A 12,540-nucleotide genomic window follows, 5' to 3' on the forward strand; every position below is an offset into this window, starting at 1 on the left:
ATAGTATACATGCTATTACAAACCATCTTAAAAGTTTACTGTTCTATGGCAAACCAATAAGTGCATTTTTGGGTAATAGATAATCTGAGGGGGCATACAATTTATAAATAAATACAAGAGTAGACCCGACTTTTTGATAAGATTTCAAAAAATGGGGTGAACGGAATAATTTCCTAGTCTAAAGTATTGGCTAATTTTTTTCCAATAGTACTGCCGATAGCAATACCCATACCTCCTAAACGAACACCGCATGCTACATTACCAGATAGTTGTTTAAGTATTGGTTTCTTTTGTTTACCAACGCCCATAATACCGCTCCAGCTGTAATCGATTTCAAAAACGGTTTTTGGTAAAATGACTGATTTCAACAACCCTTGGAGTTTATTTTCTACTAAACGGGTTGTTCCAAACTCAGTAGTTTCTTCGGTTTTAAAATCCAGATTACGACCACCGCCCAATAAAATTCTATTATCAATATTGCGGAAGTAATAGTAGCCTTCTTCTAGATGAAATGTTCCTTTTATATGTAGGTCTTTAATCGGCTTGGTAATCAATACTTGTGCCCGTGCAGGTTTTACCTTCTCTGACAGTAGTTGAGCAGCAAAACCATTTGTCGCTATCAGTAATTTTTTGGTCGTGAATTCCAGGTCATTTGTTCTGACTATTACTTTTGCACCTACATCTTCAAAAGAATGTACTTGGGTTGAATTTACAATTGTGATGCCTTTTTGCTGTGCTAATTGCACTAAAGCTGACATCATCTTACCGGTATTAATTTGCCCTTCAAATACCTGAGAAATGTAATTACTCCTTATTCCATTGAAATTAAAACTATTTGGCGTGACTTTAAAGGCATCATTCTTAAAGACGGGCTGTAGTAGCTCATTGACCCGCGTTAATTCCTTTAGACAGCTCTCATATAACGCTACATCCTGATTTAAAAATAATTCGTGTCCGCCATTATTCTGATAACCAATTGCGTCATCCCCTAACAACGTACGTAGCGATTGTATTCCATCAAACCGATCTTGAACCAATTGCAGTACTTCTTGTTCTGAATGGATTTTTAAGTCTGATAAAATTTCTGAAATACTACCAAAACAGGCGAACCCTGCATTTTTGGTACTGGCACCTTGAGGAAGTTTTCCTTTTTCCAAAATAAGAATGCGTGCTTTAGGATGCTTTAGTCTTAATTCTAAAGCACAGTTTAAACCTACTATTCCACTACCTACAATAGTAAAATCGATATTTGAAAACCAAGATGTACGTTCCCAGTAGCTTAAATTCATAGTCGTATTTTGATTCTGATATAAGATAAAAAATCAATCTTAAAAAAGAACATAAAAAAACTCCAACATTGCTGTTGGAGTTCGTTATTAATTTTCTGGTTGAGGATCCATTTTCCAATCGTCCATAAAAGCTGTTGTATAATTACCAGCCAAATAATCCGGGTGGTCCATTAACTGCCTGTGGAAAGGAATGGTCGTTTTTATTCCCTCAATTACGAATTCATCTAAAGCTCGCTTCATTTTGTTGATTGCCTCTTCCCTAGTTTGGGCAGTAGTAATCAGTTTTGCGATCATAGAATCATAGTTAGGTGGAATACTGTACCCACTATATACATGCGTATCCATACGTACTCCATGACCACCTGGCGTATGTAAGGTTGTAATCTTACCTGGTGATGGTCTAAAGTTATTATAAGGATCTTCCGCATTAATTCTACACTCGATAGAATGTAATTTTGGAAGGTAATTTTTACCTGAAATCGGCACACCTGCAGCTACAAGTATTTGCTCACGAATTAAATCGTAATCAATAACCTGCTCTGTAATAGGGTGCTCTACTTGAATACGGGTATTCATTTCCATAAAATAGAACTTACGGTGCTTGTCTACCAAAAATTCTATGGTACCAGCGCCTTCATATTTTATGTATTCTGCAGCTTTAACCGCAGCTTCACCCATTTGCTCTCTTAACTTATCTGTCATGAAAGGTGACGGAGTCTCCTCTGTCAACTTTTGGTGACGACGTTGTACAGAACAATCTCTTTCTGACAAGTGACAAGCTTTACCGAATTGATCACCAACAATTTGAATTTCAATATGTCTTGGCTCTTCAATCAGCTTTTCCATATACATACCACCATTGCCAAAAGCAGCAGTTGCTTCGTTAACGGCACTATCAAAAAGCTCTTCCATTTTATCTTCGGAAAATACGGCACGCATACCTTTACCACCACCACCTGCAGTAGCTTTGATCATTACCGGATAGCCCATTTTCTTTGCTATCTTCTTGGCATCTGCAACATCTTTCAATAGACCTTCTGAACCTGGTACACAAGGTACGCCAGCTTCTTTCATAGTTTCTTTGGCCGTAGCCTTATCTCCCATTTTGTCTATTTGATCACCAGAGGCACCAATGAATTTTATATCGTGCTCTGCACAGATACGTGAGAACTTTGAATTTTCTGAAAGAAAACCATAGCCTGGGTGAATGGCATCTGCATTTGTAATCTCTGCAGCTGCAATTATATTTGGGATCTTTAAATAGGATTCACTACTAGCGGCAGGACCAATACATACAGCCTCATCTGCAAAACGCACATGTAAACTTTCTTCATCTGCCTTACTATATACGGCTACCGTTTTAATACCCATTTCTTTACAGGTACGGATAACACGCAAAGCGATTTCTCCCCTATTGGCAATCAGTATTTTTTTAAACATCTTTTAAATTTTAAGTTCTTGGTTCTACATAATTCTTACACACCGCAGAACAGCGGTATCTAACAATAACTACTCAAAATTTAGTTAAGAAGGATCTACCAAGAATAATGGTTGATCAAACTCTACCGGTGAAGAATCGTCTACCAAAATCTTAACGATTTTACCAGAAACTTCAGATTCTATGTCGTTGAACAATTTCATTGCCTCAATAACACAAAGTACATCTCCCGTACCAATAGTCTGACCTACTTCAACAAAAACAGGTTTGTCTGGAGAAGGTTTTCTGTAGAATGTACCAATGATAGGAGACTTTATTGTAATATACTTATCATCTTCCGCCTCTGCTGCAGGAGCTGCAGGTGTAGCTGCTTCTGCAGGAGCTGCAGGTGCCGCTGCTACCGGTGCCGCTGCTGGCTGCGCCATAGGCATAGTATGCACGTAAGTTGGTTCAGAATTACCAGTTAAGCTTCCGGTACGAATGGTGATCTTAATATCATCCGTTTCCAGTTTTACCTCGCTAGCGCCAGACTTGGCAACAAACTTGATAAGGCTTTGAATTTCTTTAATATCCATATTTTCTAAGTTATAATTGGTAGTTGTTGTTAGTTAATACGCCCATTTAAGGTAGATAGAACCCCATGTAAAACCACCACCAAAGGCTGCAAATACTAGGTTATCTCCTTTTTTAAGCTGTTTTTCGTAATCAAATAATAATAATGGTAGTGTTGCTGAAGTGGTGTTACCGTAACGTTGAATATTCATCAACACTTTTGATTCACCTACACCCATTCTTTTGGCTGTAGCATCAATAATACGTTTGTTCGCCTGATGTGGCACTAGCCAATCTACATCTGACTCGGTAAGATCATTTCTATCCATGATCTTTGCCGCTACATCTGCCATATTGGAAACAGCAAATTTGAATACCGTTTTTCCTTCTTGAAAAATGAAGTGTTTTTTATTGGTAACACTTTCTATAGTCGCCGGCATAATTGATCCGCCACCTTCCATGCCCAAATATTGTCTACCGCTACCGTCTGCTCTCAAATACTCATCTTGTAAACCAAGCCCTTCTGTATTAGGTTCAAAAAGAACTGCACCGGCACCATCTCCAAAAATGATACATGTGGTACGATCGGTATAGTCAATAATAGATGACATTTTATCTGCACCTATTAATAGTACTTTTTTATATCTACCTGTTTCTATATGACCTGCGGCTGTGGACATGCCAAAAAGAAAACTTGAACAGGCCGCCAATAAATCATAGGCAAAAGCATTGACCGCTCCTATTTCTGAAGCCACGAAAGCTGCTGTAGAAGCAACCATACTATCTGGTGTTGCCGTAGAAACTATAATAAGGTCTATTTCAGAAGCATCTAGCCCCTTCTTTTCCATTAGGTCCTTTGCCGCTTTAATGGCTAAATACGACGTACCTTCTCCCTCTTCCTTTTTAAGTACCCTTCTTTCCTTAATGCCCGTTCTGGTAGTAATCCATTCGTCATTGGTTTCAACCAAATCCTCTAGCATTTTGTTGGTCATTACAAACTGGGGAACATAGCCTCCTACCGCGGTAATAGCTGCTGTAATTTTGGTCATACTTTATTTGCTTTCTTGTAAAAAACTTAAAAAACCTGTCAAAAGTCATGAAAATTAGTGATTTTCAACGACTTTTTGGGTAAAGTTATCGGGTTTTTGAAAAATTGCAATTAATAGCCATACCTCTATTACCAGTTAATTTATCTGAGTAACAAGGGTGTAAAATACAAATTGGGCTAAAAAAAAACTCCCTACTTCAAATGAAGTGGGAGTATAGTATAATCTAAAAGGTTCTTAAGCTTCTGCTTCTTCAGTTTTGTCAACCAAAACTTGACCTCTATAATGTAATTTACCTTCGTGCCAATGAGCTCTGTGAAAAAGGTGAGTCTCGCCAGTTGTAGAATCGGTAGCCAATGTAGGTGCTACTGCTTTGTAATGTGTTCTTCTTTTGTCTCTCCTTGTTTTGGAAATTTTTCTTTTAGGATGTGCCATTTAAACCTTATTTATCCGTTAATAGTTTCTTTAATGCGTCCCATCTGGGATCGTTTTCTTCTTTATCTGATCTTTTCTCTTTTGGTTGAAGCTCCTTTAACCTGTCTAACACTTCAGATTCTAAAGTGCCATCTTCAATACCAGGGTGAATTCTTTTTTGCGGAACTGCCAATACTAGCATTTCATACACGTATTGCGCAATGTTCAATTGGTGCTCGTTATGAGGAAGAATCAATATTTCATCATTCTCGTCATTATACTCTTCACCAAACTTTACCACCAAATGTAAATCTCCGCTTATAGCTTGATCATACGGTTCGCTAGTAATGTCACAATCAACATTCACTGTTCCAGATGCCTCCATATCAACCTCCATCATAGTACTTGTTTTATGAAGTACCACATCTAAATTGATGCTGGCAGCGTTGAACTCATCATATCCAAAAGAATCAAAGAACGTATTGTCAATCTGGTAATTAAAGTTGTGTTTTCCTTGCTTCAATCCTGAGAAAGGAATATTGAACTCCTTTTGCTTCATCACGTACACACTTAAATTAACACTAATCGCCCACAAAAGGCGGGTGCAAAGATACTATAATTTTGATAAAAGACAATAGTTATCAACTATTTATCTTTATAACTTTTTAATCTAACTAAATTTTAACGTTCTCTCTTTAAACGTTGCTTTTTTAATACGTCTTTAGTGAGCTCTTCGTACTCCGTTCTGTTCTTAAAAATCTTTAATGCCATAAAGACAGCTTCTTTAAAAGAACTCTCGTCTGCCACGCCTTTTCCTGCTATTTCATAGGCTGTTCCATGATCTGGTGATGTTCTCACTTTACTTAGCCCTGCCGTGAAATTTACTCCTTGACCAAATGATATGGTTTTAAAAGGGATTAACCCTTGGTCATGATATGCCGCTAAAATGGCATCGAACTTTTTATAACCATCAGATCCAAAAAAACTATCTGCTGAGTACGGTCCATATACTAAATGACCCATATTTGACATTTCTTTTATCACGGGCTTCATTACCTCATCGTCTTCTTTGCCAATTACTCCGTTATCTCCACTATGCGGATTTATACCCAATAAAGCTATTTTTGGTTTGCGAATACCAAAATCCATCTTCAATGATTTTTCAATGGTATTGATCTTATCGCGTATTAACCTCGGTATTATAGCTGCAGAGACATCCTTTACCGCTACGTGATCTGTCAACAGACCTACCTTTAAGGTATCTGTTACCATAAACATTAAACTCTCACCATCCAGCTCTTGCGCTAAAAAGTCTGTATGTCCTGGAAATTTAAATTCATCTGACTGAATATTATTCTTGTTGATCGGTGCGGTTACCAACACATCTATATCTCCTTTTTTTAATGCATCTACTGCTGCTCGTAGAGATTTAATGGCATATTCACCACCAGCTTTAGTTGCTTGTCCAAAATCAATTCTTGGCACTTCTTTCCAGACATTTACAATATTGACCTTATTATCTATCGCTTTTGACGCATCTGGAATTCCGTTGAAAACAACATTAAGTTTCAACTGCTTCATTTGAAAGGAAACCGTTTTATTAGAGGCAAAAATAACGGGAGTACAGAAGTCTAACATTCTGCTGTCTTGGAATGTTTTTAATGCAACTTCACATCCTATTCCGTTTAAGTCTCCTATTGAGATGCCTAACCTTATTTTCCTATTTTCCTCCATGATAATCTGTACCTTTGTAACCCCACTTAAAAACCGTAAAATTGGTTTTAACTTTCCAAAAGGAGAAGCAAAGTGGTCGTCCTAATTTAAATATTGGGACACATATTAAAGGACAAAATTACTTAAATTAAACGACACATGTTTACGGGAATTATTGAAACATTAGGTAAAGTTACTTCTCTGGAAGCCAAAGGCGGAAACTTAGATATCACTATAGAATCTAGCTTAACTCCTGAACTTAAAATAGATCAAAGTGTTGCACATAACGGCGTTTGCTTAACGGTTGTAAGTCTTACTGATACTACTTACACGGTAACTGCCATTGCAGAAACACTGAATAAAACCAACTTAGATACGCTTAAAACCAATGATGTTGTAAACTTGGAACGTGCCATGATTTTAGGGTCTAGGTTAGACGGCCATATTGTTCAAGGTCATGTAGATCAAACCGGGGAATGTACTAGCGTAAAAGAAGATAATGGTAGTTGGATATTTTCTTTCACCTACGATGTAAAAACTGGTAACCCCACCATTGAAAAAGGATCTATTACCATTGACGGTACTAGTTTAACCGTTGTTAATTCTGGAAAAAATTCTTTTGACGTAGCTATTATACCTTACACCTACGAACATACTAGATTTAACACCTATAAACCGGGTACCATTGTAAACCTGGAGTTTGACGTTATTGGGAAGTATGTTGCAAAATTGATGGCGAAATAACCAGCTATACCTTAATAAATATCTTTTTCTGATATAGAATATAGCCCACAAGGCTATAGAATAGCACTACACTCAACCCATATAAAAGGGACGATGTTTCTAGTGCCAAAAAATCATGGACATATATTTTTTGGAACAACCACCCATGTAAAGAGGTGTCGCCAATTTGTACTTGCCCCATTACCTTACTGATAAAACTTGAAAGGAAATAAATAACGATGGCATTTGCACCTGCATACCTGAATATAGAACCAAATTCTATTTTCTTTACATCTGTCAAATAATAAATCAAAGCTAAAATAAGGTTTGCCCAACCTGCAGTGACCAATACAAAACTACTTGTCCAAAGGGCTTTATTGATTGGAAAAATAATATCCCAAATATGTCCTATAATAAGAAGACTACCGCCCAACCCCATTAAAATGGTGGCTTTCTTTTCTTGCTTGCTGGTTAAAATAAGACCTGTAAATATTCCTAATAAGGAGCTTGCGATTGAAGGTATGGTACTTAACAATCCTTCTGGGTCATAATCTGCTTTGTAATTGTGAGAACCGAATACTTTTACATCTATCCAATTGGCTAAATTATTTGGTGCCCTTTCTAATGTTGATGTCACTCCGTCTACAGGAACAAAAGTCATCAACAACCAATATCCTATTAATAATATCACTGTTACCCAAATCAACTGTTTCCAATTCAGGTTGATGAATAACAATGCGGCAAAAAAGAACACGACACCTATGCGTTGCAACACCCCAGGAAAACGAATATCACCGAAATTTTTAAAGAACGGAAAGTGAATAATAAATGCTCCTAAGAAGAGTCCTAATAGAATTAACTTCAATGCTCTTACCGCAATCTTCTTGTAGGCTTTAGCATTTACGGTTCTATTTTTATAGGAGAATGCAATTGATGTACCCACAATAAATAAGAAGAAAGGAAAAACTAAATCGGTCGGCGTATAGCCATGCCAATCGGCATGCAAAAAAGGGGCATAAACATTAGACCATGTACCTGGTGTATTTACCAAGACCATTAGTAATATGGTAGCTCCCCTAAAAATATCGACCGATAAAATTCTGTCTTTTATCATCCTATTACTATAAGATATTACCTTTTAAGCGGTTCCAAGCTTTAATCAACAACACTCCTGCAATTGCTGATACTACGGTTAAAACAATAGCTTGTGTGGTTCTACCATAGATCCAATACCCTGTAGCGAACATTATAGAATAAATTAGAATAACCCCTAACAACATTGCCGTTATACCTGCGGGTACACTCCACTTTTCTTTATCTTTTACAATCTCTACTGCATCGGTTTTTGCATCGGCTACCACTTTTGACCAACCCGGACCACCTGGTTGTATTTTCTTATAGAAACTTCTTAAGGTATCGTTAGATTCTGGTTGTGTCATAAATGTCGCTATCAACCAAATCACCGTAGTCAACACTACAATAAATATGTATTCTGACCAGTCTGGCAAAACGCCTGTTTCCGTAGCAAAAAGATATGCACCTACGGGAGTTAGTTTTAATATGATAGAAATAATACCCGATGCGAACATCGCAGTAATCTCACTCCATGCATTAATTCTCCACCAGAACCATCTTAAGATAAATATGAGTCCGGTACCTGCACCAAATGCCAACAAAATATCAAATAACTGAAGTGCATTTTGAAGCAACAAGGCTAATGCAGCACTGAACAACATTAAAACTATAGTAGATATTCTACCCACTGCCACCAATCTTTTTTCAGATGCATTCGGGTTTATCTGCTGCTTATAAAAATCAAATACAATGTATGACGACCCCCAATTTAACTGTGTACTAATGGTACTCATATACGCAGCTACCAAGGATGCCAACACAACACCCAATAATCCGCTAGGCAGTTTGGTCAACATTGCGGAATACGCTAAATCATGCCCCAATTTATCGGCAGTTACATTTGGGAAAGCTTCTTGTATACTCGCCAAATCAGGATATACTACTATAGATGCCAAAGCAACCAAAATCCATGGCCATGGTCTTAATGCGTAGTGCATGATATTGAAGAAAAATGTTGCTCCAATAGCGTGATTTTCATCTTTTGCCGCCAACATACGTTGTGCAATATAACCACCACCACCTGGTTCAGCACCTGGGTACCAAGAACTCCACCATTGTACAGCTAGAGGAATAATAAATAAAGTAATCAATGCTTTCTTGTTACTGAAATCTGGAAGTATGTTCAGTTTCTCCGTTACATTTTCATTCGCCATTAACGCTTCAATACCGCCAACTTCGGGAAGATTTACCAAGTAATAAGCAGCACCTATGGCACCTGCCATGGCTACAAAAAACAGAAGAAAATCTGTATACACTACCCCTTTGAATCCGCCAAGGGCGCTAAAGGTTACTGTAATAAGACCAGCACTTATTACCGTTTGCCAAGGTTCTAGACCTAGCATAATGCTTCCTATTTTTATCGCTGCCAATGTTACGGCAGACATGGTTATTACATTGAAAATAACCCCTAAATAAACTGCCCTGAATTTTCTTAAGAAACTAGCAGGTTTTCCGCCATAGCGCATTTCATAAAATTCTAAATCTGTATTCACATTTGACTTACGCCATAGTTTTGCATAAACGAAAACAGTCAACATACCCGTGATTAAAAAACACCACCATACCCAGTTACCAGAAACACCGTTGGTACGCACAATATCTGTCACCAAATTGGGTGTATCCGTTGAAAAAGTAGTTGCGACCATTGAAAGCCCTAATAGCCACCATGGCATCGTACGGCCCGATAGAAAAAACTCCGATGAATTTTTACCTGATGTTTTTGACACATAAAACCCTATGCCTAAGACAAGGGAAAAGAAAACTATAATAAAACTATAGTCTAGCGTACTGAGTTCCATAAGTTGGTTTTAGGTTGATTGTTAAAGATATATTATTTTAGGACATTTTTATATCTAATACGCTAAACGTACCACGTGCTTCTATCAATAACTACAGAAATTACCCCAACAACTTGGATTTTGGCATCAATTGCCACTTTTATTATAGGATTATCTAAAGCGGGCATTAAAGGAATTGCTGTTTTGAACGTTACCATTATGGCTTTAGCATTTGGCGCAAGACAGTCTACAGGCATGGTGGTACCTCTTCTAGTTCTTGCTGATATTTTTTCCGTTATCTACTATAATAAATATACACAGTGGAAATATGTTTTTAAAGTATTACCGTGGATGCTCGTTGGTCTATTAATAGGTGTATTCATAGGAAACGAACTGCCCGAAAAATTCTTTAAAATAGCCATGGCAATCATAATTATTATTACTATTGGTATGATGTTTTATTGGGATCGCAAAAAAGACAAGAACGTACCATCTCACTGGACATTTGCCGGAGCCATTGGTACCATAGCAGGTATTACCACCATGGTGGGTAATTTAGCGGGAGCTTTCTCTAACATTTACTTTTTAGCCATGCGCTTACCAAAAAATCAATTTATAGGTACGGCAGCTTGGTTATTTTTAATTGTAAATATCATTAAACTTCCATTTCACTTTTTCGTCTGGAAAACCATTTCCATTGAAACTTTACAATTGAACTTGATGCTTTTACCAGGCATTCTTTTAGGTTTCTTCGTTGGAGTAAGATTTATTAAACACATAAAGGAAGCTTTTTTTAGAAAGATGATTTTGGTTTTGACCGCTGTGGGAGCTGTGCTTATTATGCTTAGTTAGAATTTTTAAGTTTGAGTTATTTTGGTGTGAAAATCAATTTTAAAGACCTTTTTCGATACTAGATGAAAAATTATATTTTAATACTTTCAATTTTTTCTGTCTTAAATATATTCAGTCAAGATTCGATGACTGCAAGTTTAGTTGAAAGTGTTATTGATCATAATTTTCCGAAAGACTTTGAGCAATATTTATTATTTAAAGAAGGTTTAGAAGAACCTATTATAAACGATTCGCTTCAAAAATATCAAATAAGAGAATTAAAATCGGTAAGCAATAATTTTCCTTTAGACTTGATATATAAATCAAATGAGGAAATTATAGACTGGACAAACTACTCTTTAAAAAATGTAAAAACTCTGTCTAGTAATAAGTTTAAAAGGTTTTCTCCACCTCTAGCAAAGAGTATCATTTTTGTAAAGTATAATATTAGTCCCGGGAAATACGATAGTATTTTAAGAAATAAAAAACGCCATTCCATAGTAGTAAAGAAAAAACTTCTTTGGAATAAAAATAAGATTTGGGAAAATAAAAAACTTAACGAAGAACTGGTTAAAGCTTGGGAAATTGACGAGGAAATTAATGAAGAAGAGAATATATACTTTCAAATTTCTAAGCCAATATTTTCGAAAGACCATAAATATGCTAAAATTTCGGTTTTTGAAAACCACCGTTGTAAAGGTGAAGGTTACACCCTACTATATAGATACCACAATGAAAGTTGGGAAATGCTATTGAGATACAATTTTGTGTCATCTAAGATTTGGACATCGCATGCAAAATGTGGCAATATTCAAATAGTAGGCAAATAATATATTACCAAAGAAACAAGTCCAATTAATAGAATTATTTTGGTGTTGATTTCTGTGGGAGCTGTGCTTATTATGCTTAGTTAAGGATTGGGTTTTTAGATTTAGATTAATTATTCTCAACACGTTTATAAATGAAACCAGAAGAATTTAAAAAATTATGGACTTCAAATGAAGAAAAACTTAAGCCTATTAGTATAAATAGGTTAAATGGACTTGGATTATGTGATGCCTCTATCCAATTTCTAAACACAGTTGGACTTCCAGAAAGTGCTGCTCCCTTTCTTAGTTTTGTAACGAATTCAGATGATTTACACAAGGGAATCCATAAGCTGACAAAAATTTATGAGTTTTTAGAGCCTGAATTTGATAAGTACATAGTTATTGGTAGTTGTAGTGACGGGGATCCCATCGTTGTAAATACTGAATTAAACCATCGAATAGAATATCTTGACCATGAAGATTATTTCTCCTCCAAACCTTTCAACTCAAATTTTAGCTCATTGACTGACTGCTTAGTTGCTTATAGAAAATTTATTGAAAGAGTTCAAAAAGAAAACGGAGAAGACGCATTTATGAATTCTAATTTTTCTGATGAACAGTTTGAACCCCTAAAATTGGAATTATTATTAGCAGATTCTAAAATTATAAAACAAAACGGATTTTGGTTGGAGCAAATAGAAATGGAATTGGAAATGAGAAAAGATTTTCGAAACGAATAAGGTTTCTAAAGATTCATATAAAATGAAATATTAAGTTTCAATATTATCTTTTAACTCCTTAACCCAATAAAGT

General features: G+C 36.3%; 13 protein-coding genes. 4 read left to right on the forward strand and 9 right to left on the reverse strand.

What is annotated here, in order from left to right:
* Window positions 1-173: 173 nt before the first annotated feature.
* The 7 genes from P177_RS00260 to pdxA all read right to left on the reverse strand — a co-directional run bounded on the left by P177_RS00260 (window position 174) and on the right by pdxA (window position 6,473).
* Window positions 174-1,289: an NAD(P)/FAD-dependent oxidoreductase gene (locus P177_RS00260; protein ID WP_036150605.1), complete on the reverse strand. Its 1,116-nt coding sequence runs from the start codon at window positions 1,287-1,289 to the stop codon at window positions 174-176.
* 87 nt (window positions 1,290-1,376) lie between these two features.
* Entirely contained in the window at window positions 1,377-2,729 is a 1,353-nt protein-coding gene (gene accC / locus P177_RS00265; protein WP_036150607.1) for an acetyl-CoA carboxylase biotin carboxylase subunit, read from the reverse strand.
* Between the two features lie 84 nt (window positions 2,730-2,813).
* The gene (accB, locus tag P177_RS00270; protein WP_036150610.1) at window positions 2,814-3,302 is read right to left on the reverse strand and encodes an acetyl-CoA carboxylase biotin carboxyl carrier protein; all 489 of its coding nucleotides are present in this window, start codon (window positions 3,300-3,302) and stop codon (window positions 2,814-2,816) included.
* Window positions 3,303-3,335: 33 nt separating this feature from the next.
* Entirely contained in the window at window positions 3,336-4,328 is a 993-nt protein-coding gene (locus P177_RS00275; RefSeq protein WP_036150611.1) for a beta-ketoacyl-ACP synthase III, read from the reverse strand.
* A 234-nt stretch (window positions 4,329-4,562) separates the two neighbouring features.
* Window positions 4,563-4,760 carry a 50S ribosomal protein L32 gene (gene rpmF / locus P177_RS00280; protein ID WP_027065618.1) on the reverse strand — a complete coding sequence of 66 codons (198 nt, stop codon included), beginning with the start codon at window positions 4,758-4,760 and terminating at the stop codon, window positions 4,563-4,565.
* A 7-nt stretch (window positions 4,761-4,767) separates the two neighbouring features.
* On the reverse strand, window positions 4,768-5,298 hold the full coding sequence (locus tag P177_RS00285; protein WP_036150613.1) for a YceD family protein: 531 nt from the start codon (window positions 5,296-5,298) through the stop codon (window positions 4,768-4,770).
* 122 nt (window positions 5,299-5,420) lie between these two features.
* Window positions 5,421-6,473 (reverse strand): 4-hydroxythreonine-4-phosphate dehydrogenase PdxA, encoded by a 1,053-nt coding sequence (pdxA, locus tag P177_RS00290; protein WP_036150616.1) that lies wholly within the window; start codon window positions 6,471-6,473, stop codon window positions 5,421-5,423.
* A gap of 138 nt (window positions 6,474-6,611) precedes the next feature.
* Here pdxA and P177_RS00295 point away from each other — a divergent pair, with 138 nt between their 5' ends.
* Window positions 6,612-7,196 carry a riboflavin synthase gene (locus P177_RS00295; protein WP_036150617.1) on the forward strand — a complete coding sequence of 195 codons (585 nt, stop codon included), beginning with the start codon at window positions 6,612-6,614 and terminating at the stop codon, window positions 7,194-7,196.
* Window positions 7,197-7,200: 4 nt separating this feature from the next.
* Here P177_RS00295 and P177_RS00300 read toward each other — a convergent pair whose 3' ends face one another.
* Together P177_RS00300 and P177_RS00305 are read right to left on the reverse strand one after the other, a co-directional pair.
* Complete coding sequence (locus P177_RS00300; RefSeq protein ID WP_036150620.1) at window positions 7,201-8,289, reverse strand: acyltransferase family protein; 1,089 nt, start codon at window positions 8,287-8,289, stop codon at window positions 7,201-7,203.
* Between the two features lie 7 nt (window positions 8,290-8,296).
* A complete protein-coding gene (locus P177_RS00305; protein ID WP_036150622.1) occupies window positions 8,297-10,108 on the reverse strand; it encodes a sodium:solute symporter family protein in 1,812 nt (603 codons plus the stop codon).
* 75 nt (window positions 10,109-10,183) lie between these two features.
* Here P177_RS00305 and P177_RS00310 point away from each other — a divergent pair, with 75 nt between their 5' ends.
* The 3 genes from P177_RS00310 (at window position 10,184) to P177_RS00320 (ending at window position 12,467) form a co-directional block, all read left to right on the forward strand.
* Window positions 10,184-10,939 (forward strand): sulfite exporter TauE/SafE family protein, encoded by a 756-nt coding sequence (locus P177_RS00310; RefSeq protein WP_036150623.1) that lies wholly within the window; start codon window positions 10,184-10,186, stop codon window positions 10,937-10,939.
* Between the two features lie 62 nt (window positions 10,940-11,001).
* A complete protein-coding gene (locus P177_RS00315; RefSeq protein WP_036150625.1) occupies window positions 11,002-11,748 on the forward strand; it encodes a hypothetical protein in 747 nt (248 codons plus the stop codon).
* Between the two features lie 131 nt (window positions 11,749-11,879).
* Window positions 11,880-12,467: an SUKH-4 family immunity protein gene (locus tag P177_RS00320; RefSeq protein ID WP_036150627.1), complete on the forward strand. Its 588-nt coding sequence runs from the start codon at window positions 11,880-11,882 to the stop codon at window positions 12,465-12,467.
* Window positions 12,468-12,540 lie beyond the last annotated feature (73 nt).

The sequence above is a fragment of the Maribacter forsetii DSM 18668 genome (genome assembly GCF_000744105.1).
GTDB classification, from domain to species: Bacteria; Bacteroidota; Bacteroidia; order Flavobacteriales; family Flavobacteriaceae; genus Maribacter; species Maribacter forsetii.

What these genes read in the sequence shown, in the direction of transcription:
- P177_RS00260 (WP_036150605.1), bottom strand. Translation starts at nt 1,289, where the DNA reads ATGAATTTAAGCTACTGGGAACGTACATCTTGGTTTTCAAATATCGAT.
- accC (WP_036150607.1), bottom strand. Translation starts at nt 2,729, where the DNA reads ATGTTTAAAAAAATACTGATTGCCAATAGGGGAGAAATCGCTTTGCGT.
- accB (WP_036150610.1), bottom strand. Translation starts at nt 3,302, where the DNA reads ATGGATATTAAAGAAATTCAAAGCCTTATCAAGTTTGTTGCCAAGTCT.
- P177_RS00275 (WP_036150611.1), bottom strand. Translation starts at nt 4,328, where the DNA reads ATGACCAAAATTACAGCAGCTATTACCGCGGTAGGAGGCTATGTTCCC.
- rpmF (WP_027065618.1), bottom strand. Translation starts at nt 4,760, where the DNA reads ATGGCACATCCTAAAAGAAAAATTTCCAAAACAAGGAGAGACAAAAGA.
- P177_RS00285 (WP_036150613.1), bottom strand. Translation starts at nt 5,298, where the DNA reads ATGAAGCAAAAGGAGTTCAATATTCCTTTCTCAGGATTGAAGCAAGGA.
- pdxA (WP_036150616.1), bottom strand. Translation starts at nt 6,473, where the DNA reads ATGGAGGAAAATAGGAAAATAAGGTTAGGCATCTCAATAGGAGACTTA.
- P177_RS00295 (WP_036150617.1), top strand. Translation starts at nt 6,612, where the DNA reads ATGTTTACGGGAATTATTGAAACATTAGGTAAAGTTACTTCTCTGGAA.
- P177_RS00300 (WP_036150620.1), bottom strand. Translation starts at nt 8,289, where the DNA reads ATGATAAAAGACAGAATTTTATCGGTCGATATTTTTAGGGGAGCTACC.
- P177_RS00305 (WP_036150622.1), bottom strand. Translation starts at nt 10,108, where the DNA reads ATGGAACTCAGTACGCTAGACTATAGTTTTATTATAGTTTTCTTTTCC.
- P177_RS00315 (WP_036150625.1), top strand. Translation starts at nt 11,002, where the DNA reads ATGAAAAATTATATTTTAATACTTTCAATTTTTTCTGTCTTAAATATA.
- P177_RS00320 (WP_036150627.1), top strand. Translation starts at nt 11,880, where the DNA reads ATGAAACCAGAAGAATTTAAAAAATTATGGACTTCAAATGAAGAAAAA.